The organism is Halalkalicoccus subterraneus, assembly GCF_003697815.1.
GTDB classification, from domain to species: domain Archaea; phylum Halobacteriota; class Halobacteria; order Halobacteriales; family Halalkalicoccaceae; genus Halalkalicoccus; species Halalkalicoccus subterraneus.
This window is the reverse complement of sequence record NZ_RDQG01000022.1, coordinates 24,211-44,694: the sequence shown is the minus strand read 5'-3', so window position 1 is coordinate 44,694 and position 20,484 is coordinate 24,211. Positions and strand designations below refer to the sequence as shown.

Here is a 20,484-nt window from a genome sequence, read left to right as displayed (position 1 = left end):
CCTAAAGCGGCTTCGTCTCCTGTGTCTTACTGCTCGGGGTTCTCGTCCTGGGCCTCGACGAACACGGCCTGCTCGACGAACTCCTGGTCCCCGCCCATCCGGAGTTGAATCGTCCGCCCCGGCAGGTCCGGGTCGTCGCCCTCGGCGTCGTCTTGGGGCACGGAGACGGCGGCGACTCCGCCGACCGTCAGGGTTCGTCGCTGGATCGGATCACCCTCGTATTCGACGGTCTCCCACGTCTCGACGTCGAAGTCCTCGATGTTCGCGCCGAAGTACTCCTCGCTGTCCTTGTTCACCGAGTCCTCCGTCTGGGACTCGCCGGTCGTCCGGTTGTCGTCGAACTCGACTTCCTCGTGTTTGTACTGGTGGAGATGTACGAGCATACCTATAAGGGTTCGTCGACTCGACGGATAAAGCGTGCCACGGGACATGCCGGTCGTTTAAACATGAGAAACCCTTACAAACCATGACGGAGAGTGTGGGGTATGGTAGAGTTTCAGATCTATCGCGAGCTCGACGCGCCGATCAGTCAGGGCGACCTCGACGACGCCGCGTCGGAATCGGGGCGCGTCCTCGAGGAGATGCGCGAGGAGGGAACGGACATCCAGTGGAACGAATCGGAGGTGCTCACCAACGACGAGGACGACGTGATCGGGACCTTCTGTCAGTACGAGGCCGAAAGCGAGGACGCCGTCGAGGAACACGCAGAGCGCGCGGGCCTCCCGGCGACGACGATCGCGCGGCGGGGCACGCCCTTGGAAGGGGAGTAGGGCGGAGCCGTTTTATCGGAGAAGGGATAACTGATACCGATGCGCACGCGAGAGTTCCGAGCGCTCGACGGGAACGACGAGGCGGTGATCAGCCGGCTGGCGCTCGGACTCGGCGAGGAGCCCGCCCGCGTGCTCACCTTTCTTCACCTCCGGACGGAGTTCACGGAAGAGCCGGCGACGGAGCTCACGCTCCGAATCGGGACCGGACTGAGCCGCGGCGCGCTGACGACGGCGGTCGGACACCTCGAATCGGCTGATCTGGTCGATCGAACCACGGTCCGCGGTGAGGGCCCGGGACGACCGCCGACCGCGTGGGACGTCTCTACGGATCTCGACGCCGCGGTGCGGACGGTCTATCGACAGCGAGCGAGGGGACTGCTGGAGCGAGCGCGCGAGGGATGGGGCGTCGCACGAAGCAGTAGAGCTGCCGACGAGTCGAATGACGGCCTCGTCCTCGGGTTGAACTGGCGGCCGAACGGGCTGCACCTGCCCTTTTATGCCGCCCGCCGCGACGAACGGTACGGCGAATCGGGATCCGACGTTCGATTCGAGCACTACGAGGGGTCCCGCCGGGCGCTCGAAGCCGTCCGGGCACGCGAGGCGGATGTGGGGCTGGTCGGTGCGGCAACGGTGAGTCGGGCGCGGGCGGGCGGCGCGCCGGTGGTTCCGATCGCGGTCGCCTACCAGCGCGCGATGGCCGTCCTCTACACCGTGCGCGAAACGTTCGGCGAGCCCCTGACCGGCGTCGGCCAACTACGCGAGCGGCGGATCGGCATGCCCGCACGTTCCGAGACGCGGATCCTCGGACGGCTGTTCGTGAACCAGGTCACCCTCGACGGGTCGGTTCGGATCGTGGATACGGCCGGCGAGGAGCAGGACGCCCTGCTCGCAGGCGAGGTCGATGTCGTCACGGGATCGTTTTCCGATCCCCGCCAACTGGAGCAACGAGGAATGACCGTCGATACGCTCGCGGTCGCCGACCACTTCCCGATCTACGGGCCGACGCTCGTCGTCCACGAGGGGACGCTCGCCGATCGCGGGGACGCTCTCGAGGCGTTTCTCACCGGAACGATCGCCGGCTGGGCGGCGGCCCCCGAGTCGAGCGCCGCGGCCGCAGGGATCGCGGAGCGAGCAGGGTGTTCACCCGACCGGATCGTCCGGACGTTTACGGAAGCCAACAGCGAGTTCGGCGGAAGTGAGGCGGTCGCGGAACACGGTTGGGGCCGACAGGACGCCGAAACGTGGGAGCGCCTGCGGACGGCGCTCGAACAGGGTGGTCTGCTTGCAGAGGGCGACGTCGCGTGATCAGCGTCGATTAGATCGCGCGAAGAGACGTTGGTACGAACGACTGCGAGCCAGCCACTGATGAGATCAGTGGGCGACCTCCCGAAGAGAGTGTATGAACCCCGTAACTGCCACTCAGCAATCAGAGGTCCCATATGAACTATACGAAAGAATAGGTTAAATAACGGCCATTCCACTCAGGCGCTCTCGCCGGGCGAAATCGACACCGTGAAACGGGGTATTCGGCCCGAAGCAAACTCTGACGGAACGGACAGATTTGTATGTCTTCGTGTGGAGTGTGAACTTGTGACATGTTCGATCATCGCCGTCGTCGCGAGCCGGCCGCTGCTCCGGCGGGCCGTGGTCCCGCTCGCGGCGTTCGCGGGCGTCGTGGTCGCCGGAGTCGCCGGTTTCGTGCTTCTCGGCGGCGTCGGCGTCGTCGAGGCGGCGTTCTGGCTCGTCGACCTCACGAGCGTCGAGTTGCACTTCGAGGGAGCCGACGGACCGGAAACCGCGACGAAGGCATACGCCGTTCTGGTGACCGTTGGACTCGTCGTCACCGGCCTTTGGGTCGGCGAGACGGCGCTTTCGGCGGCGTTCGGCGGGCGGATGCAGGAGGAACTCAGATACATGCAAACGAACCGATCGATCGACGAGTTGGAGGATCACGTGATCATCTGCGGATACGGCATGTTCGGCCAGACGATCGCCGAGCGAGTCGACGGCAACGGCGACGGCGTGGTCGTGATCGAACTCGACGAGACGGAGTTCGAGCGGGCGCTGGGGGCGGGCGTCCTGGCGCTTCAGGGTGACGCCCGGCGCGAGGAAACGCTCCGAGAGGCGGGCATCGAGCGGGCGCGCACGCTCGTGACCGCCGTCGACGACTCGAACGCGAACATCCAGACGGCGATCACCGCCGGCCAGATCGCGCCGACCGTGCGCCTCGTCGTCCGGGTCGGCGACGCGATGTACGAACCGCTAGCCCGGCGGGCCGGCGCCGACGAGGTGATCATCCCGGAGGTCGTCAGCGGCGAGCAGGTCACCGAGTCGCTGTAGCTCACTCGACGTCGTCGTGGGTCAACAGTGGTCGTTCGCGCTCGCCCGCAGGCGGGTCGTAGGTGATGACCTCGAGCAGATTGCCGTCCGGGTCGAGGAAGTAAAACCCCTCGAACTCCCCCCAGTCGTAGGGGCCCTGTTTGGGGAACTGCCCATCGAGTTCCTTCGAAAGCGCGTCGTACTCCTCGCGGGACGCGTCGAAGGCGATGTGCGCCTTGTCCAACGGATGGTCGAGACCGACCTCGCCCCACGCGTCGGCACGGCCCGTCTCGGCGAGCGTTACCACCGTACTGCCGACCCGGAACATGGCGTGATCCCCCTGGAAGTCCTCGGGCGGGCGCAGCAGTTCCAAATCAAGGGTTTCGCGGTAGAACTCGTAGCAGTTCGCCAGATCGTTCACGTCGACGTTGATGTGATCGACAGCGTTCATACCCGCTATCGACGCCGAACCCACAAATAGACCGCCGCCGCGACGGGTCCGGTTCGGGCGGATCCGTCTGCTCAGACATCGCCGGTACCGTATACAGATTTCCCATGAACATTCGTACACGATGCGTGGGTTATATGATAACTACAACCATATCCGAGTTCGATGTCACCTCGACGGTTCGTCACGTTGGTGCTCGTCGTACTGCTCGCGACCTCGGTGATCGCCGTCCCCGTGGCGGCCCAAGAGGAAGGCGAAGAGGGTGAGGAGGGTGGGATTGAGGGCGCGATCGAGGGGTTCATCGAGGGGCAAGGGCTGCTCGGTGCCGTGCTCGTTCTGGCCTTTGGGGTAGTGCTACTGACGGTTTGTGTCGAGAAGCTGATCAGCTATCTCGCCCGCGCGGCGATCGGGATGAAGATGTCACTGTTCGCACTCGCGATCGTCTTCACCGGCTTCGAGTTCGACGACACGATCCTCGGACTCGTGCTCGCCTCGGGCGGACTCGAAGGGGCCGCCCTCGGCACCGCGCTCGGGACCGGGCTGGCGATCATCGGCCTCACGCTCGCGATCGCGGCGATCGTCCGGCCGTTCCCGGTCGACCTGCCGAACGACTACATCGTTCTGTTCGCACTGGCGCCAGTGCTTTTGATCCCCTTCGTCATGCTGGGGACGCTGACGCTCGTGCCCGGCCTCGTGTTGCTCGGATTTTTCGTCCTGAGCTTCACCTACTTCATCGTCCGCGAGCGCGGGCGCGACGTACCGGTCTTCCGAAGCACCGAACTCGGGGCGGCGATCGAGCCGGACGGCGGCACGGAGGTCCGTCCCGACGGCGGCGCGGCGTTTCCCGAACCGCTTTCCGAGATCCCCGAGGACCGGCTGGTCGGAAATCGATCCGGCTGGATCTGGATCGGTCTCTCCGTCTTCGCGCTCGTGGGGGTCGTCTTCGCGGCGATACTGTTGGAGGGGGGCTCGGAGGTCGTCATCGAGGGATTCGGCATCGAGGAGACCGTCTTCGGTGCCACGATCCTGACGCTGATCCTCACCTTCGAGGACGTCATGCTGACGATCGAGCCGGTTCGCCGTGGCCTGCCGGAGATCGGCGTCGGCAACGTCATCGGGAGCGTGCTCTTCTCGATGACGGGCAACATCGGCGTGCTCACACTGGTCAGCACGGTCACCATCGCGCCGTCGGTCCTGACCTTCCACCTCCCGGCGATCGTCATCGTGACCGCGCTGTCGGCGTACTTCATGTACCGCGGCGAGGTGAAACGCTGGCACGGCGTGTTACTCCTCGGGCTGTACGTCGCCTACTGGGTCATCGCGCTGAGCGTCTTCGGCGGGGTACCCATCGGCGAGTGACTCACAGCAGGTAGTTCGCGCCCCAGTAGGCCGCGTACAGCCCCAACAGGGCGAACCCCTCCGGACGACCGACCCGACCCCGAAGGAAAACGAACCCGACCGAGAGGAGCGCCACGAGGAAGAAGGGCCAGTGGACGGTGAGGACCGTCCCGCTCGTGTCTATCGGGCCGACGAGCGCGAGGACGCCGGCGTTCGCGGTCACGAAGAACAGGACGCTTCCGACGACGTTTCCCACCCCCAGATGCGGACGACCCTGCCGGGCGGGCTCGACGGTCAGGAACAGTTCCTCCAGCGAGGCGACGAAGCTCATGACCGTCGCGCCGAAGACCAGTCCGGAGATCCCCAACACCGACAGCAGGTCGCGCGCGCCCGTCACCGCGAGCTCCGAGCCGACGGTCATGCCGAGGGTGGCGACGAGCGCGATCCCGACCTGATACCATCCCTCGTAGCGCTCTCGAAGCGAGTCGCCTTCTATGGGGTCGTCCTCGTCGTCCACCTCTTTCGATTCCTCTTCGAGGACCTCCTCGACCTCCTCGGCCGAGAGGTATCGCGTCCCTCGATTGCGTTCGAGGGCGTAGACGATCCCCAAAAGCGGGAGAAACGAGCCCGTGAGGATCGCCCCGTCGAGCCGCGAGAGCGTCCCGTCGAGCGCGAGCGCGAACAGGAGCGACGGGGCGAGCAGGGTGAGCAGGAGGTACGACCGCGGCACCGAGGTCTCGAAGGGGGTGAGCACGCCCGCGAGCCCGACGGCCGCACCCAGCACGAACAGCGCCTCCCCGAAGACGGTGCCCATCGCGAGGTCGGGGAGTCCGTCCGCGACGGCCGCCAGTCCGAGGATCGCGTTCTCGAGATCGGTTCCGGCGAGGACGACCGTGAGAAAGAACCCCGAGAGACCGATCGAGAGAGCGCTCTCAGCGACCGCCTCGATGAACGTCTCGACGCTCGCGATCACCAGCACGACGCCGGCGAGAAAGGCGATGAGCGCGATCAGCTCCGTCGGGAGACCGAACGGCATGCTCGGCACCGACGCGGCGGCGGGGCATAAGTGGGGGTCCTCGGGAGAACCGACGCGACTCGACGGGCGCTACCGACCGATCCGGTCTGCGTACTCGGCGATCGACGGGGCCTCGCTGTCGAGGTACTCGTTCGTCCACACTGCATCGGGATCGGCCGCCCCTTCCAGCAGATCCGTCTCGGCGAGCGTCTCACCCAGGCGGTCCCACCGCGCGGCGTCGTGGTTGCCCCAGCCCGCCCTGCGGACGTGCTCGGTGAACTGCAGGTCCTCGGCGGCGGTCTCGAACTTGATCCGCTCGATCTCCCGGTCGCGTTCGAGTGTGGCGTTTCGCGCGACCAGTGCGTCGATCGCCGCCTCAGGGTCGGCGGTCGCCTCCGCCCATCCGCGGGCGGTCGCGCGCAGGAATCCTTCGACTACCTCCGGGTTCGACTCGGCGAACTCCGGGTTCGTCACGAGCGTCATCCCGTAGATCGGGAGGTAATCGCCGATGGGTAGCTCGTCGGCTTTTCGGTCGTGTTCGCGTTCGAGTTCCACACCATTGGTGACGACGCCGACGGCGGCGTCGACCGACCCGTCGAGCAGCTGGTGTTCGACGCGGTGGTGGGTGTGGGGATCCACATCGAGGAGGTTGACTTCGTCCCGTATTCCCGCGTCTTCGAGGAGCTGGGCGGCGAGGATTCGTGTTTTGGTCGCCGAGGGCGCGACGGTCCGGCCCGCGAGCTGTTTCGGGTCCTCCAAGGGTTCGCCGAAGACGTCCCGAAGCGTGTAGACTGCTGCGGGCGTCTTCTGGGTGACGGCGGCGACCGCCAGCGGCTCGTGGCCCTGGCTCTGCACCGAGAGCACCGCGCTCGCGCCCGCGAGCGCGAAATCGGCCCGGCCGCGGGCGGCCTCCTCGGCGGCGAAGGGCGAGCCGTGGCCCTCGACGAACTCCACCTCCAGCCCTTCCTCCTCGTAGAACCCCTGCTCCCGGGCGAGGAAATAGGGCGCCTGGAAACCGTTCGGCTCCCAGTTGAGCTGGAAACTAATGGAACTCATTCGGGGGCCTCCAGCCGGAACAATCCCTCCGGAAGGTGGTCGACGCCGATGGCCTCCTCGCCCGCCACTTCCAGGAGATGATCGAACAGTCGGCCCATTCCTTCCACTGTTTCCTCGTCCCAGTCGGCGACGACCATGTCGCGCCAGCCGTCCCGCACGGCACGGATCACCGCGGGGTCGTTCTCGTACATCAGTTCGTCGCCGATGGTCTCCCAGAGCTCGTCGTCGCTTCTCAGCTGGTCGACCGCCTCGCCGTAGGCGCGTTTGAACCCCCGGATCGCCTGCGGGTTCCCCTCGAAGTACTCCTCGCTCGTGAGGAACGTCGAGATGGGGAGCTTGTTCTCGGTGCCCGAGAGGCGCTGAACGAGGTCCGAAACGGGAAACGCCTCGCGATAGGGACCCGTCTCCGTTATCTCGGGGACGATCGGCCAGAATTGAAAGATCCCATCGACTTCCCCCTCCTGAAGCATCTCGGTGAGCCCGACCTTCGAGCCCGCCTCGACGGGCGTCGCCTCCTCGTCGGGGTCAAAGTCATGGAACTCCCGACAAGCCGCCCGCGTGAGGATCCAGTTCTTGTCGAGCCGGCGGACGACCCCGAGGCGCTTTCCGCGCAGGTCTTCCAACCCTTCTATCGGGCTGTCCTCGGGAACGACGAGCCCACCGACCGTGCGGCCGTAAGGGTGGAAAGCGACGATGGGCGCGCCCTCCGCGCGCTCGCGCGCAGTCGAGATGTAGTCGATGTCGATCAGGTCGGCGTCGCCATCTTGGAGTTTCGCCTCGACGGTTTCGACGCCGCCCTCCAACTCGTCCGAGACCAGTTGCACGTCGAGGTGGAAGCCGTGGTCGTGGTCGAAGCCGAACTTCTTGATCGTATAGAGCATGTACCGCGGGCTGCCGTTGTGCTCGAAGCGCGCCCGGAACACCGGCAAGTCGCCCGGATCGTCGTGGAGGGCGTCGAGCGCCGCCTGTTGGGTTTCGACGTCCATGTTAATTGGCGACGATCCGGTCGATGTCGGCGCTCTCCTCGACCAGTTCCCGCTCCTTCATCCACTCCAAGTGTTCGTCCAGCTCCGCCCGGTCGGCAGGTTCGGGCACCTCGTAGCGCGGCACCGAGAGGTCCGCGCGCACCGCGCCCATGTCGATGTCCTCGAAGAGACCCGGTGCGACCCGCGAGTCCTTCTCGAGCATGTCGAGGTAGTCTTCCCTGAACACCTCGGGGTTCGCGTTGATCTCCATGGCCGCCCGGTCGTAGGCGGCCATGAAGGCGTCGAGGACCTCGCTATCGATACCCTCGCCGCCGACGATCCCCATGTGGTTGTCGAACGAGAGGACTTCCCGAAAACCCATGTGTTCCGCAAGCGTACTCTGGGGGTCGAGTAGGATCGCGGCCTCGACCTCGCCGTCCCGGAGCGCGCGCAGGCGCTCGGTCGGCATCCCGAAGCCCTTCAGGATCACGTCCTCGGGTGCCATGTGCTCCTCTAAGGCCCTCATCGCGGTGTACTCCTGACCGGTTCGGCGGTTGACCGCAACCGGGACGCCCGCCAGGTCCTTCGGCCCCGTGACGTCGGAATCGGGCCGGACGAAGACGGTGTAGGGGAGGTCGGCAAACGTGCCCTTCGCGACGATCCGTCCGTCACCCATCTCCCAGGTGCGTTTGATCGATTCCCACTTGCAGATCGGGTAGAGGTCGATCCCGTGATCCTCCGTCAGGCTCGACTCGCTCGGGATGTATTTCACGTCGACCGACTCCCGGTCGCGCTCGATCAGCTCTACCGCTAGCCCCGCCTCCTCGAAGTACCCCCGCTCGTGGGCCACCCGCTGGGGCAGCATGAACGAAAACGGGAGGTGGAACAGCCGTACCCTGTCACCAGTTGCCATGTCTCTAGACCGATGGTGGGTTTCGCACTTAAAAATTCCTCCAGAATGTTTATTAGGAACTCGGCCCACGACTCAGGAGAACTCGTATCATGGAACGCATCAGTACCGAGGGAGCGGGCACGGAGGAGGTCGCCGAGGGCGTGTTTTTGGGTGACCTCGCGACGGGCGAGCGCGCGGGGATGAAGTACTGGCGCGTCGAACCCGGTGCGACGCTCCCGGCCCACCGCCACGACAACGAACAGATCGGCTATATGATCAGCGGACGGCTGGTGGCCGTCGTCGAGGGCGAGGAGGTGCTCTTGGAGCCGGGAGACTCCTATCGCTTTTCGAGCCACGAGCACCACGGTGCGGAGAACAGGGGCGAGGAGCCCGCCGTCGGCGTCGGAATCCTCGCCCCGCCGCGGGGAAAGCCGGCCTGGGGCGACTCGCGGACGGCGGAGGCGAACACCTCTCGATAGGGGCTACGGGACGGTACCGTCCGGGTTCCAGTCGCGAAGCCGATAGTACTCGTCGAGTGCGTCCTCGAATCCCGGAAGCTCGTAGGGGAGGTCGTCGTCGCTCCGGTCGAACCCGCGTTCGTTGTTGAACCGTCGTTCGAGGGCGACGATGCGCGCGCCCGTTTCCAGCAGCCGTTCGTACTCGGCGTCGAGCAGGGTCGCGAGGCGCTTGTCGGTCAGGACGGTCCGCGAGAACTTACAGCAGATGGCACTGTCAAGCAGCGCGTTGTGGTTCTCGGATGCGACCAATTTCTCGGGTTTGCCCGCCATCCCCTCGGGGTCGAGCGCCTCGCTCTTCTCGACCAGCGGGTATTCGTAGGTGTAGAGCCCCCCGTAGAGATGGTCGGCACCCCGGTTCGACGTGGCGAAGGCCAGCCCTTGCCCGTTGAGGGCCCGGCCGTCGTGGGCGGCGAAGGGCATCCCCTTCGAACTCCAGTTCTCGACGCCCAGCTCGTCGTGGATTCGGTCGATCCCCTCGGCGAGAACGTCGCCCATGCCTTCCCTGCGGGCGATTTTCTCGACGAGGGCGTGGACCAGTTCGGCGTCGCCGAAGGCGTCCTCGCTTTCGAGGTACGCCGCGACCGTCGCGCCACACGAGATGGTGTCCATGCCGAGTTCGTCGCACAGGTCGTTCGATTTCATCACCGAGGTGATCTCATCGATCCCGCAGTTCGAGCCGAAGGCCATCACCGTCTCGAACTCCGGTCCTTCGGTTTCTAACCCACTTGCCTCGTCGCGCGTCGGGAGTTTGCAGGCGAAGGCACACGCAGAGCAGGTCCCCTTCCTGAACTTCTTCTCCTCGACCCGGTCGCCGGAGATTCCGTCGCTTCCCTCGAACTCCAGTTCCGAGTAGTAGTGCGTGGGCAGTGCCCCGACCTGGCTCGCGAATTCGGTCAGGCTCGCGGTACCCTGGCGCTTCATCACGTGGTCGCTCTCGGCGGCATCGCGGTGGATATCGCTTGCGACCGCGGGGAACTCGGTTTCGGGTGCCGAGTCGCCCGAGAAGGTGATCGCTTTCACGTTCTTCGATCCCAGCACCGCGCCGAGCCCGCCGCGGCCGAAGGTCCGACTTTCGCTGGTCATGATCGAGGCGAACCTCACTAAATTCTCGCCGGCGGGACCGATGCAGGCGACGTGTGAGGCGTCGAGGCCCCGTCCAACGACGTGTTCGCTCACCGCCGAGACGGCCGCGCCCGCGAGTTCGGGGACGGGTTCGAACCCGACGCCGGTATCGGAGACGTGAACGATCAGGAGCTCGTCGCTTTCCCCCGCGATCTCGACGGCGCTGTAGCCCGTCGCGACGGCGTTCCGCGAGAGGAAACCACCCGCGTTCGAGGAGAGTATCCCATCGGTAAGCGGCGAGAGACCGGTGCAGTTCATCCGTCCCGTGAAGCTCGTCCGTGCGGTCTGGAGCGGCCCGGCCGCGAACGTGAGACGGTTCTCGGACCCGAGAGGATCGGCGTCGAACGGTACTCTGTCGTAGGCGAGTTTCGTCCCGACGCCCCGTCCGCCGACGAAGGCGTCGAGAACGTCATCGATCGACTCCGTCTCGGCGGTTTGCTCGTCGAGGTCGATCGACAGCAGGGGACCCGTGGCGCTTCGCATGGTGTGTGATACTGTGGCTCGACACTAAACGGTTCGCCGCGATCGCCTATTCGAACCGGTCGGCGAACCGACCGGGACCGTCGGTCGCGCTCGGATCGACCGCCGAGAGGGCGTGCTCGAAGCCCGCGCAGGTCAGGAAGATCCCTTCGACGGATCCGCCGTCGTTCACGTATCCGCGAACCGCGGCCGTCGCGGCCTCCCGACAGACCGCCTCGACGTCCGCGCCGACGTAGCCCTCGGTCTCGGCGGCGAGCCAGTCGAGATCCACGTCGTCGGCGAGCGGTTTCCCGCGCGTGTGAACCGCGAAGATCTCCCGCCTCGCCTCCTCGTCGGGGGCCGAAACGTGGATATGGCGGTCGAGCCGCCCCGACCTGAGCAGGGCGTCGTCGATCAGGTCAGGACGATTGGTGGTCGCGATCACGACCACGTTCTCCAGTTCCTCCAACCCGTCCAGTTCGGTCAAAAGCTGAGAAACCACGCGCTCGCCGACGTTCGAGCCGCCGGGCCCGCCGCCACGCTCGGCGGCCAGCGCGTCGAGCTCGTCGAAAAACACCACCGTGGGCGCGTTTTCCCTTGCCTTTGCGAAGATCTCCCTGACCCCGCGCTCGCTCTCGCCGACGTACTTATCGAGCAGCTCGGGACCCTTGATCGAGATGAAGTTCGAGTCGGCCTCGTTGGCGACGGCCTTCGCGAGCAGGGTCTTACCGGTGCCGGGCGGCCCGTAGAGCAACACACCCGTCGCGGGACTGAGTCGAACCCGCTCGAAGGCCTCGGGATAGGCCAGCGGCCACTGAACGGTCTCCTGAAGACGGGCTTTCGTCCCCTCCAGCCCGCCGACGTCGTCCCAGCTCACGTCCGGCAGTTCGACGAACACCTCCCGCAGCGCCGAGGGCTCGATACCCCGAAGCGCCCGCCTGAGGTCGTCGTCCCTGATCCGTAACGAATCGAGCACGGCAGGGTCGAGCGTGGCCGAATCGAGGTCCACGTCGGGACGGACCCGCCGCAGCGCGGCCATCGCGCTCTCGCGGATCAGGTTCTCGATGTCGCCGCCGACGAAGCCGTGGGTGCTCTCGGCGTACGCCCCGATATCGACGTCCTCGGCCAGGGCCACCCCGCGGGTGTGGATCCCGAAGATCTCCTCGCGACCCGCCCGGTCGGGGACGCCGATCTCGATCTCGCGGTCGAAGCGGCCCGGTCGCCGCAGGGCGGGGTCGACGTCCGCGAGTCGGTTGGTCGTCCCGATCACGACGACGCGCTCCGTGGCACTGAGACCGTCGAGCAGCGAGGCCAGTCGGGCGGCCCCGCGGCGGTCGGCCTCGCCACGTTCGCGGTTCGGGGCGATCGCGTCGAGCTCGTCGACGAAGAGGATCGCGGGGGCGTTCTCCTCTGCCTCCTCAAAGACCTCCCGAAGGTGGCCCTCGGTCTCGCCGGCGGGGCTCGCGAGCAGCTCCGAGGCCGAGAGGATCCGGACGTAGCCCTCGGTCTCGGTCGCGATAGCCCGCCCGAGCAGGGTCTTTCCCGTTCCGGGCGGGCCATGGAGGAGTACTCCCCGCGGCGGGTCGATCCCGAGCGCGTCGAACAGGTCGGGATGACGAAGCGGGAGTTCGGTCATCTCCCGGAGCTGCGTCACCTCGCGTTCGAGCCCGCCCACGTCGTCGTAGGTGATCGCATCGGGATCACGGCCGGCGGATCCACCCACCGACAGGTCGCTCGCGGACGTATCCGAGACCGTTACCCGAGTCCAATCCTCGACGAGCACGGATCCGGCGGGGTCGGTCGCGACCAGCCGCACGGGGACGGACTCGGCTTCGCTCGCGGCCGGCCCCTCGACGGCGGCGACGACCGTCTGCCCGCTCGTGACGACACGATCGACCAGCGCGGCCCGGATCCGAACGTGGGGGTGTTTTTCGAGCGGGAGGTCCTCGGGCAGCGCGACGGTCACCCGATCCGCCGGCCGAACCGTGGCCCCCTCGACGACCACCGAGTCGTCGGTCGAAACGCCGAGCGCGCCACGAAGGTCCTCGTCGAGGCGGATCGCCCCCGGGGGCGTGTCGTTGAAACTCGGACGGACTTTCGCGACCGCCCGACCCCCATCATAACCCTCGATGGCGACGTAATCGCCCCGGTCGAGACCGAGCTCTTCGAGGGTCGGACTCGCTATCATCGCCAAACGTTCGCCAACGGCGCGCTTCTCCATCGGCTTGACGACCAGCGTCGTTTCGTCCATGGGTGTACTGTGAGTTCATACCACGATATTGTCGTCGGCTATATGAACACACGGGTTCGGTCCCCGAAGTCCACCCCGGAACCGAACTATCCGCCAGACGATACGTTCTCCGGTCCTTCGAGACGCCGACGGCAGCAGGAACTACTCGATAGACGTCTATTCCCATAATCGTTCCAGATATATCTAAAAATTATTTAATAGTGATGTTCACGAAGAATGTACACCAAGAACTATGAAGGATCCCTGCTAAGGCTCGGATGGTCCATGGCAAACGTAAACAGGCCTCAAGTATCGGTCGCGGACCAAGAGGCGTTAGCGAGGAATCTTGGAATCAGTCGCGAATCGAACGAGGAGTTGACGATAGAGGAACTACGCGGGACGATCGATGTAACCGCCGACCCGGAGTTCGCTTCGATGGGCGAGGCGATCCGGGACGACCTCACGGGTAAACTCGACAACGAGCTCCTCGAGCACGCGCTCGCGGAGCTGTCGACACAGATCAACCGCCTCTCGGAGGTCCGCGAGGCGGGGATTCCCGGGGGGGAGACCGAACCGGAGGCGCTGTACCGCGAACTCGTCGAGCCCGGCTGGGCGATCTACGATCACCTGGTCGAGACGGGCTTTTTCGACAGCGTCGAGGCGAACCTCCCGCGCTTTACGCCCGAACACATCGAGGGAACGGCCAACGAGCTGATCCAGGCCGAGCCGCTCGCCGCCGCGCTCGAGGAGTGCGGGTTCGACGAGCGCGAACAGACCGTTCTGGTGATGAACGTCGTCAACAACAACGATCGCCTCGCGCGGTGGACGCCCACGAAGGACATCCCCGACGAGGTGGAGTTCAACGTCGAGGACGTCCCGCCGCTTCAGCAGCGCGCGATGGGCGGGTCGCTGCTCTGGGTCAAGAACCTCGACATCCATCTCTGGCAGAAGAAGTTCCTCATCACCGACGAGATCCTCGACGACGGCTACTGGGACGTCAAAGCGATGCTCGGTGGCCTGTACGTCATGGCGACGGCCGCCCACGAGATCGCCGAGGGCGGGTCATTGAGCGACTCCCAACTGGCCGCGGCGCTCTCGGCGAGCACCGCGATCATGATCACCAACCAGGAGGAGATCGTCAAGGACATGTTCTGGATCACTGAGGAGATGCGAAAACCGAGTACACTGCGATAACACAACACATACCAATGTCAATAGACGAAGACAGGGCCGTCAAGGCCGCACAGGATACAGTCGTACGGGAGACGGACAACGGCTATCGGGTGCTTGGTGCACCGGAGAAATCCGTCACACATCAACACGATATCGACCGCATTCCCGAAAAGGACGTCACGCAGGAGATGCTCAGCGGGAGCGGGGAGAACCCCGAAGCGTGGCTCGTCTACGGCGGGAACTACGAACAGCACCGTTACACGACGTGTGAGATCATCACTCCCGAGAACGTCGGGGAGCTCGAACTCGAATACGAGCTGTCGGTCGGATCGGGTTCGAGCATGGAGGGCACTCCCCTGATCGTGCCGGGCGATCCGCCGATCATGTACCAGTCGAACGGGCCCAACCACATCAAGGCGATCGACCCGCGCGAGGGCGACGTCCTCTGGAGTTACACCTACGCGGTGCCAAACGACGTGGTACTGTGTTGTGACGACAACAACCGCGGGCCCGCCGTCTACGAGGACAAGGTCTTCATGACCACCCTCGACTCGGGCGTCGTCGCGCTGGATCGCTACTCCGGCGAGGAGCAGTGGTATCACAGCACCGCCGACCACGAACGCGGATATTCGGCGACGTGGGCCCCACAGGTCTACGAGGGCACCCTCTTTACGGGCAGCGCCGGCGGCGAGTACGGGGTACGTGGCTTCCACACTGCCATCGACACCGGGACCGGCGACGAGAAGTGGTCGACGCTGCTCTCGCCCGAGACCGAGTGGGTCGGCGACAGCATCAACCAGTCGGCCACCACCAACTGGATGGGTGCGACCGTCGACGAGGAACGCGGCAAGCTCTACTTGCCGATGGGCAACCCCGGACCGGACTTCGACGGCTCGGTCCGGCCGGGCCCCAACCGCAACAGCATCGGGACGCTCTGTCTCGACCTCGAAACGGGCGAGCACGAGTGGTTCCACCAGGAATCGGCCCACGACGTCTGGGACTACGACTCGGCGATGCCCCGCATCGTCATTCGGGACGTCGAAGTACGAGGAAAGGAACGCGACGTCACCGTTTCGGTGGGGAAGACCGGCTGGCTCTACACGACGGACGCCGAGACCGGCGAGCTGCTCGTCCGGAGCGAGCCGCTGTGCCAGCAGCTCAACATGTTCCGGATGATCCCGCACATCGACGAGGGACGCCGGATGCCGTTCATGCCCGGCGGGATGGGCGGCAACGACTGGCAGCCCGGCACCTACAACCCCGAACTGGGAATCTCCTATCACAAGCTCCACAACTCGCCCCAAGAAGCGTGGTGGCGCTTCGAGGAGTTCGAGGCCGGAAAGAAGTACTGGGGCGGCATCCTCGAGGACGAGATCGAGTCACACCCGGACGGCTACAACGGCCACATCGGCGTGATCTCGGCGGTGAAACCGCTGACGGGCGAGATCGTCTGGCAGGACTGGATCGACAGCGACGTCTACCTCTGGGGCGGCACGATGTCGACCAAGACCGGCCTGATGTTCGCGGGCAACCAGAACGGCGAGATGGTCGGCTACGACGGCGAGTCCGGCGAGCGCCTCTGGGAGTACGACGCCGGCGAGACCCCGATCTCGGGCGACCCGATCAGCTGGTACGATCCGGGCACCGAAAAGCAGTACGTCGCGATCCAGGTCGGCGGCAGCGGCTGGCTCCGACGGGGCAAGCGCGACGACAGGCTGCTCGTCTTCTCGATGGAGGAGTAAACGACACCGCGATCACGGCTTTTTTCGAGGCGAAGATCAGTGAACCGCTCGCTTGCAGTTAGTACGTCTCGACGGAAACGTTCGGCAGGGAATCGAATTCCCGTGTGTTCTGCGTGATGACCGGAGGAAGCCGACAGCACGATCACGACCGTTGGAGGAAAGGACCACTCGTCTTCAGATCACCTGTGCGCAATCGTTCGAAAGAATCGTCCGCATCCCCTCTCAGGAGGTTCGTTCCTCAAGGGCGAGTCTTACACCGAATCCGATGAGAACGCTTCCGCTTGCCATCCGGAGGAGTGTTCGGACGAGTTCGCGTTCGGAAATCGCTCGCCGCGCGCGTGCAGAGAACACTGCAATCAAACCCTGGTAGACGAACCCGAGCGTAGCGAACAAGGCGCCGAGGGCGAATATTTGGAGCGAGACATTACCGTCCGACTGGACGAATGGAGGAAGAAAAGCAAGGAAGAACACCGCTACTTTTGGGTTTAATACGTTGATCAGGAGCGCACTTCGAAACGACTCCATCGGCGTATAGCTAGCACTCTCAGGTGAAATTTCGAACTCATCCGGCGTACGGAACATCTGAATGCCGAGATACAGGAGGTATGCAGCACCGATTACCTTGACGATGGTGAACGCCAACGCCGATGTTCGAAAAATGGCCGAGAGGCCCAATACGGCTCCCGTTGTATGGACAATGCTCCCAGTTGACGACCCCAGCGCAGCCATCACGCCGGCACATCGGCCATCACTAACGCTTCGAGTCAGCGTGTATATACTATCCGGGCCTGGGGATATGACGAGAGCAATCGCGACTGGGATGAACGCGAAAATCGTACCACCATCTAGCATACACCGGGTCCTCTATACAGTAAAATAAGTATAGCTCATCATTTCATAGATCTACCGTTCCGGGAGTTCGCCGGATCACACCATCTCAGTCGGCGGATCTCCCTACGATGACGATGTACGGCTCGCCGCCCCGCCTCCGCTCGACTCGTCTTACCGTTTCTACCGTAAAGCCCGCCTCGTCGACCCGTTCGCACCAGTACGTCTCGGAATCCGAATCGACTCCGTCGGGTGTGATCGGCAGTTCAAGGACCCCGAAAACACCGTCCGACGCACAGACCCGGCGGATCTCGCTCAGTGCGCACCCGTGGTCCTCTGCAGGTAAATCATGCAGGACGCGGCAGGCGGTGACGACCTCCTGTGATCCCGTCGCCAGCGGCAGGCGCGCGGCGTCACCCCTGATGGGAGTCACGTCGATACCGGCCTCTCTGGCGTTCCGTCGCGCCAGTAGCGGAGCGTTACCGAGGATGACTCGACTGTCGAAGACGTCGAGGCCGACGACCGAAGCGTTCTCGGGAAGGTGGGGCGCGAGTCCGACGAGCGACCGGCCGGTCCCGCAGCCGACGTCGAGAACCCTGCTCGCTCCCTCGAGGGGGAGTTCGGCCGCCAGCGCGTCGTATTTATAGCGTTCGAGTGCCCACGGCGGCGGGCGCAGCAGTTTGGCCCCCGCCCGGCCCGCGCGGGTGAGGAGTGGGAGCACCAGTACGGCGGTGAGTGCGCGAACCGGTCCGGAGGACGTTGTTCGCCGTACCACGCCGACGGCGAGGAGCGCGCCGACGCCAACCACGAGCCTCCAGAGCCGGCTACGCCAGTGGTACAGTCCGAAGTAGTACACTACTCGACGCTGAGGCCGCTCCCCTCGCTTCCGTGGGCCTCGGCGAACTCGACTTCGATCTCGAGTTCGCCCTCGCGCTTCTTCGAGAACTCGACTTCCACCTCGATGGGTTCGCGGTACTCGAAGGGGATCTCCCAGTCGCTGCCCGACACCGTAATCGAGGTGTCGCTCTCGATGGCGTCGGCGAGGTTGTGGAGAAACGCCGCGGTCTCGTCGCCCGAGAGGCGGATCTCGCGCTCGAAAAACCCGCTCGTGATCGTCTTTCGGCCGTGATCGCTCTTGTCCGGAAACTCGATGTCGTTGGCCATGTGGATAGCTACCGTTCTACCCACTTAACTCCGGGCGCTCGAGGGGGGAACGGGAAGTAGCAACGACTATGATGAAACCTCACAAACGAGGAGGCGTGTCACTGATCGACGTGCTGGGGAGCACGCCGCGGTTGAGGATCATCCGCGAACTCTCCCACGGGCCACGATACGTCTCCGAACTCACGGAGGCCGTCGGGATGGACGGGAAGACGGCAGCCCACCACCTCTCGACGCTCGAGGAGAGCGGAATCGTCGAACACTACCGACGGGGAAATCGCAAGTACTACCGACTCATCCGGAAGATCGAACTCCGGATCGCCCCGCCCCCCGAACGGACGTTCATCCTGCAGGCGACCGAGCGCCAGGACGCCCCTGCACAGGACTGACCGACCCGTCGGGCCAAAAGTATATGGCAAATCATGCTGATTGTGTGCATATGTCTACGGGTGACAGTGTCACGGCGGAGACGAACAACGAGGACGGAACGACGGTCGACTACCAGATCGAGGAACTGATCGAGCGGCGCACACGGGCGCTCGCCGAGGAGATCGAGGAGCTCGAAGGCGAACTGGAGGACCTCGACAACTTCGCGCGGATCAGTCTGGCCGAGCGGCGGGTCAAAGGGAACGAGGCGAACCTCGCTGAGTTCTCGAACTCGCTGACCAGCTTCGCCGAACGGACCTTCTCCAAACTGAACGCGATCGAGAGCCGTCTGGACGCACAGACGCTGTTGCTCGCGGCAGTCGTCGAGGCGCTCGCCGATACCGACGACATCGAGATGGACCTCTCGGAGGTCGAAAAATACGGCGAGGAACAGTTGGTGGTGAGCGCCTCGCCCGAAGACCGCCTCAAGGAAGCGATCGACGAGGCGAGTTAGGCTCAGACCTCGCGGACGCCGACGATGTTCTCCTGAAGGTAGTCCTGGTGCATCGCGTTGTAGACGATCTTGACCTCGTCGCTCTTCGGGATCGACTGACAGCTCAGGTAGATGTTCCGATCCTCCACCTCCTCGTCAGTGAGGATCAGGTCCATGTCCATCTTCACCTCCCCTTCGACGACGATCATCGTACAGTACGCACACGAGGCCGCACGACACTCGAAAGGCCACTTCTTGCCCTCGTCCTCCGCACCGTCGAGGATGTAGCGTGTCCCGCGGATCTCGAAGGTGCCGTGGTCCTTCTCGTCGAGATCCGCCTCGGCGGCCTTCTCGAAGAGGTCCTCGTCGTCGATATCCCAGCCCTGTTCGGGGATCGCCTGGTAGTTCAAGTACTCGATCTCGTGGACGGGGAGGTCCTCAGGGTCCATGTCCGCCTCGGCGTCGCGTCCGACCTTGATGTTCGGAAGGCTACTTGACATACACGGACGATAGTGATACACGTACTTAACTGCCATGCAGGCTGATACCAGGGACCGGCAGTTTCGTGAAGACATACCACATGGATCAAGCACGCCTCGGAGGGGGAAGGCGCGGGGACGCCGATCACGCCGGGGGTTCGGCGTCGACGAGGGCGAGGAGTTCGCCGTCGGTCCTGGTGGCGGTCATCGAACGCTCCGCGAGCAGCGAGTCACAGTCCGCACACTCGGACCAGATCACGGTATAGGACTTCTGACAGCACGGATCGAGGTGTTCACCGCCCCGATCGACGGGGCCACCACAGTCGGGGCACCGATCGAGCAGCAGTCGCAGGCGGGTGAGGAGGTCCCGTCGCGTCGACCGGTCGAGGTCGGACCAGTCCTCGAATCCGTCCTCGAACACCGTCGCTGCCGCGACGTCCGCGAGAAACGCGGCCCGAGAGTCCCACCGAACGAGCTGGTTGCCGTCGATCGAAAAGGCCCGATCGCCACGCTGTGCGACGGTCTCAGCGTCCAACATTCGGGCGACGTCCGCCTCGCCGAGGTCGCGTTCCCGATCGGTGTGGATCCGCGCGTACCAGTGCTCCCGGAACGCGTCGGAGAGGCCGATGGACGACCCGGCGCGATCGACGACGCCGGCGTCCTCGAGACCATCCCAGAGTCCCTCGTCGAGGTCGCTCAAGGTCCCTCGTGGGACCTCCTTGCCGAACAGTCGGAGAACCGAAGGTGGGAGATATCGTTTCGTGAGTTCGGGTGTCCCCGGGACGAGATAGCCACGGAGGTAGACGGCGAGCAGGCAGGCGAGAAACAGCGCGAGACCGGCCGGAAGCGAAACGATGCCGACCGGGACGGCGATCGCGGTCGCGAGCAGGACGTTGAGGACGGTACACGGGAGACAGCGGTTCTCACCGGTGTACTCGGGTCGTCGTGCGTCGGCAGCGATTTCGGTTACACCCATCGACTCACCGGTCCTCGGTGAAGATCGGTTGGTTTGACGGCCGGAACTGCCATCGCGGAGCGGGTCTGTCGCTCGGTGTACCGATGATTGCTATCGTATCGCATATCCATCGAGGACGGATTCCCGAAGGGTAA

General features: G+C 64.7%; 22 protein-coding genes. 9 read left to right on the top strand and 13 right to left on the bottom strand.

Going from position 1 to position 20,484, the window contains the following annotated elements; all coding sequences use genetic code 11:
• Positions 1–26: 26 nt before the first annotated feature.
• A complete protein-coding gene (locus tag EAO80_RS06185) occupies positions 27–383 on the bottom strand; it encodes a hypothetical protein (RefSeq protein ID WP_122089059.1) in 357 nt (118 codons plus the stop codon).
• Between the two features lie 102 nt (positions 384–485).
• Between EAO80_RS06185 and EAO80_RS06180 the strand changes: the two genes are divergently transcribed.
• The 3 genes from EAO80_RS06180 (at position 486) to EAO80_RS06170 (ending at position 3,110) form a co-directional block, all read left to right on the top strand.
• Complete coding sequence (locus EAO80_RS06180) at positions 486–770, top strand: DUF4242 domain-containing protein (protein ID WP_122089058.1); 285 nt, start codon at positions 486–488, stop codon at positions 768–770.
• Positions 771–809: 39 nt separating this feature from the next.
• Positions 810–2,075 carry an ABC transporter substrate-binding protein gene (locus tag EAO80_RS06175; protein ID WP_122089057.1) on the top strand — a complete coding sequence of 422 codons (1,266 nt, stop codon included), beginning with the start codon at positions 810–812 and terminating at the stop codon, positions 2,073–2,075.
• Between the two features lie 285 nt (positions 2,076–2,360).
• Positions 2,361–3,110: a potassium channel family protein gene (locus EAO80_RS06170; RefSeq protein WP_211330649.1), complete on the top strand. Its 750-nt coding sequence runs from the start codon at positions 2,361–2,363 to the stop codon at positions 3,108–3,110.
• Position 3,111: 1 nt separating this feature from the next.
• On the opposite strand, the gene EAO80_RS06165 is transcribed toward EAO80_RS06170, so the two are convergent.
• Entirely contained in the window at positions 3,112–3,540 is a 429-nt protein-coding gene (locus EAO80_RS06165; RefSeq protein ID WP_122089056.1) for a VOC family protein, read from the bottom strand.
• A gap of 162 nt (positions 3,541–3,702) precedes the next feature.
• On the opposite strand from EAO80_RS06165, the gene EAO80_RS06160 reads away from it, so the two are divergent.
• A complete protein-coding gene (locus EAO80_RS06160; protein ID WP_211330648.1) occupies positions 3,703–4,896 on the top strand; it encodes a sodium:calcium antiporter in 1,194 nt (397 codons plus the stop codon).
• A gap of 1 nt (position 4,897) precedes the next feature.
• On the opposite strand, the gene EAO80_RS06155 is transcribed toward EAO80_RS06160, so the two are convergent.
• The 4 genes from EAO80_RS06155 to EAO80_RS06140 form a co-directional block, all read right to left on the bottom strand.
• Positions 4,898–5,911, bottom strand: coding sequence for a sodium:calcium antiporter (locus tag EAO80_RS06155; protein WP_122089055.1), 1,014 nt, complete (start codon positions 5,909–5,911; stop codon positions 4,898–4,900).
• Positions 5,912–5,980: 69 nt separating this feature from the next.
• Positions 5,981–6,946 carry an ABC transporter substrate-binding protein gene (locus EAO80_RS06150; protein WP_122089054.1) on the bottom strand — a complete coding sequence of 322 codons (966 nt, stop codon included), beginning with the start codon at positions 6,944–6,946 and terminating at the stop codon, positions 5,981–5,983.
• Complete coding sequence (locus tag EAO80_RS06145; protein WP_122089053.1) at positions 6,943–7,932, bottom strand: ABC transporter substrate-binding protein; 990 nt, start codon at positions 7,930–7,932, stop codon at positions 6,943–6,945. The genes EAO80_RS06150 and EAO80_RS06145 overlap by 4 nt, the downstream gene beginning before the upstream one ends.
• 1 nt (position 7,933) lies before the next feature.
• Positions 7,934–8,824 (bottom strand): ABC transporter substrate-binding protein, encoded by an 891-nt coding sequence (locus EAO80_RS06140; RefSeq protein WP_122089052.1) that lies wholly within the window; start codon positions 8,822–8,824, stop codon positions 7,934–7,936.
• Between the two features lie 89 nt (positions 8,825–8,913).
• Between EAO80_RS06140 and EAO80_RS06135 the strand changes: the two genes are divergently transcribed.
• The gene (locus EAO80_RS06135) at positions 8,914–9,282 is read left to right on the top strand and encodes a cupin domain-containing protein (protein WP_122089051.1); all 369 of its coding nucleotides are present in this window, start codon (positions 8,914–8,916) and stop codon (positions 9,280–9,282) included.
• 3 nt (positions 9,283–9,285) lie between these two features.
• Here EAO80_RS06135 and EAO80_RS06130 read toward each other — a convergent pair whose 3' ends face one another.
• Together EAO80_RS06130 and EAO80_RS06125 are read right to left on the bottom strand one after the other, a co-directional pair.
• Positions 9,286–10,926, bottom strand: coding sequence for an aldehyde ferredoxin oxidoreductase family protein (locus EAO80_RS06130; protein WP_122089050.1), 1,641 nt, complete (start codon positions 10,924–10,926; stop codon positions 9,286–9,288).
• 46 nt (positions 10,927–10,972) lie between these two features.
• On the bottom strand, positions 10,973–13,153 hold the full coding sequence (locus EAO80_RS06125; protein WP_122089049.1) for an AAA family ATPase: 2,181 nt from the start codon (positions 13,151–13,153) through the stop codon (positions 10,973–10,975).
• Between the two features lie 264 nt (positions 13,154–13,417).
• Here EAO80_RS06125 and EAO80_RS06120 point away from each other — a divergent pair, with 264 nt between their 5' ends.
• Both EAO80_RS06120 and EAO80_RS06115 read left to right on the top strand, forming a co-directional pair.
• Positions 13,418–14,326, top strand: a complete 909-nt coding sequence (locus tag EAO80_RS06120) for a hypothetical protein (protein WP_122089048.1) — start codon at positions 13,418–13,420, stop codon at positions 14,324–14,326.
• A gap of 14 nt (positions 14,327–14,340) precedes the next feature.
• The gene (locus EAO80_RS06115; protein WP_122089047.1) at positions 14,341–16,047 is read left to right on the top strand and encodes a pyrroloquinoline quinone-dependent dehydrogenase; all 1,707 of its coding nucleotides are present in this window, start codon (positions 14,341–14,343) and stop codon (positions 16,045–16,047) included.
• Positions 16,048–16,269: 222 nt separating this feature from the next.
• Here the strand turns inward: EAO80_RS06115 and EAO80_RS06110 are convergent, their stop codons facing one another.
• The 3 genes from EAO80_RS06110 to EAO80_RS06100 form a co-directional block, all read right to left on the bottom strand.
• The gene (locus EAO80_RS06110; RefSeq protein WP_122089046.1) at positions 16,270–16,899 is read right to left on the bottom strand and encodes a LysE family translocator; all 630 of its coding nucleotides are present in this window, start codon (positions 16,897–16,899) and stop codon (positions 16,270–16,272) included.
• Positions 16,900–16,984: 85 nt separating this feature from the next.
• Entirely contained in the window at positions 16,985–17,731 is a 747-nt protein-coding gene (locus tag EAO80_RS06105) for a class I SAM-dependent methyltransferase (RefSeq protein ID WP_122089045.1), read from the bottom strand.
• Positions 17,731–18,039, bottom strand: a complete 309-nt coding sequence (locus tag EAO80_RS06100; RefSeq protein WP_122089044.1) for an amphi-Trp domain-containing protein — start codon at positions 18,037–18,039, stop codon at positions 17,731–17,733. Before EAO80_RS06100 ends, EAO80_RS06105 begins: the two co-directional genes overlap by 1 nt.
• A 95-nt stretch (positions 18,040–18,134) precedes the next feature.
• Here EAO80_RS06100 and EAO80_RS06095 point away from each other — a divergent pair, with 95 nt between their 5' ends.
• Both EAO80_RS06095 and EAO80_RS06090 read left to right on the top strand, forming a co-directional pair.
• Positions 18,135–18,425 (top strand): ArsR/SmtB family transcription factor, encoded by a 291-nt coding sequence (locus EAO80_RS06095; RefSeq protein ID WP_162993907.1) that lies wholly within the window; start codon positions 18,135–18,137, stop codon positions 18,423–18,425.
• A 50-nt stretch (positions 18,426–18,475) separates the two neighbouring features.
• Positions 18,476–18,916 carry a hypothetical protein gene (locus EAO80_RS06090; RefSeq protein ID WP_122089042.1) on the top strand — a complete coding sequence of 147 codons (441 nt, stop codon included), beginning with the start codon at positions 18,476–18,478 and terminating at the stop codon, positions 18,914–18,916.
• Positions 18,917–18,918: 2 nt separating this feature from the next.
• On the opposite strand, the gene fer is transcribed toward EAO80_RS06090, so the two are convergent.
• Both fer and EAO80_RS06080 read right to left on the bottom strand, forming a co-directional pair.
• On the bottom strand, positions 18,919–19,344 hold the full coding sequence (gene fer, locus EAO80_RS06085) for a ferredoxin Fer (RefSeq protein WP_245998491.1): 426 nt from the start codon (positions 19,342–19,344) through the stop codon (positions 18,919–18,921).
• 175 nt (positions 19,345–19,519) lie between these two features.
• Positions 19,520–20,350 carry a hypothetical protein gene (locus EAO80_RS06080; RefSeq protein WP_122089040.1) on the bottom strand — a complete coding sequence of 277 codons (831 nt, stop codon included), beginning with the start codon at positions 20,348–20,350 and terminating at the stop codon, positions 19,520–19,522.
• Between the last annotated feature and the right edge of the window lie 134 nt (positions 20,351–20,484).

Coding starts and splice junctions, on each gene's coding strand:
- EAO80_RS06185 (WP_122089059.1), bottom strand. CDS start 383: ATGCTCGTACATCTCCACCAGTACAAACACGAGGAAGTCGAGTTCGAC.
- EAO80_RS06180 (WP_122089058.1), top strand. CDS start 486: ATGGTAGAGTTTCAGATCTATCGCGAGCTCGACGCGCCGATCAGTCAG.
- EAO80_RS06175 (WP_122089057.1), top strand. CDS start 810: ATGCGCACGCGAGAGTTCCGAGCGCTCGACGGGAACGACGAGGCGGTG.
- EAO80_RS06165 (WP_122089056.1), bottom strand. CDS start 3,540: ATGAACGCTGTCGATCACATCAACGTCGACGTGAACGATCTGGCGAAC.
- EAO80_RS06160 (WP_211330648.1), top strand. CDS start 3,703: ATGTCACCTCGACGGTTCGTCACGTTGGTGCTCGTCGTACTGCTCGCG.
- EAO80_RS06155 (WP_122089055.1), bottom strand. CDS start 5,911: ATGCCGTTCGGTCTCCCGACGGAGCTGATCGCGCTCATCGCCTTTCTC.
- EAO80_RS06150 (WP_122089054.1), bottom strand. CDS start 6,946: ATGAGTTCCATTAGTTTCCAGCTCAACTGGGAGCCGAACGGTTTCCAG.
- EAO80_RS06145 (WP_122089053.1), bottom strand. CDS start 7,932: ATGGACGTCGAAACCCAACAGGCGGCGCTCGACGCCCTCCACGACGAT.
- EAO80_RS06140 (WP_122089052.1), bottom strand. CDS start 8,824: ATGGCAACTGGTGACAGGGTACGGCTGTTCCACCTCCCGTTTTCGTTC.
- EAO80_RS06135 (WP_122089051.1), top strand. CDS start 8,914: ATGGAACGCATCAGTACCGAGGGAGCGGGCACGGAGGAGGTCGCCGAG.
- EAO80_RS06130 (WP_122089050.1), bottom strand. CDS start 10,926: ATGCGAAGCGCCACGGGTCCCCTGCTGTCGATCGACCTCGACGAGCAA.
- EAO80_RS06125 (WP_122089049.1), bottom strand. CDS start 13,153: ATGGACGAAACGACGCTGGTCGTCAAGCCGATGGAGAAGCGCGCCGTT.
- EAO80_RS06120 (WP_122089048.1), top strand. CDS start 13,418: ATGGCAAACGTAAACAGGCCTCAAGTATCGGTCGCGGACCAAGAGGCG.
- EAO80_RS06115 (WP_122089047.1), top strand. CDS start 14,341: ATGTCAATAGACGAAGACAGGGCCGTCAAGGCCGCACAGGATACAGTC.
- EAO80_RS06110 (WP_122089046.1), bottom strand. CDS start 16,899: ATGCTAGATGGTGGTACGATTTTCGCGTTCATCCCAGTCGCGATTGCT.
- EAO80_RS06100 (WP_122089044.1), bottom strand. CDS start 18,039: ATGGCCAACGACATCGAGTTTCCGGACAAGAGCGATCACGGCCGAAAG.
- EAO80_RS06090 (WP_122089042.1), top strand. CDS start 18,476: ATGTCTACGGGTGACAGTGTCACGGCGGAGACGAACAACGAGGACGGA.
- fer (WP_245998491.1), bottom strand. CDS start 19,344: ATGGACCCTGAGGACCTCCCCGTCCACGAGATCGAGTACTTGAACTAC.
- EAO80_RS06080 (WP_122089040.1), bottom strand. CDS start 20,350: ATGGGTGTAACCGAAATCGCTGCCGACGCACGACGACCCGAGTACACC.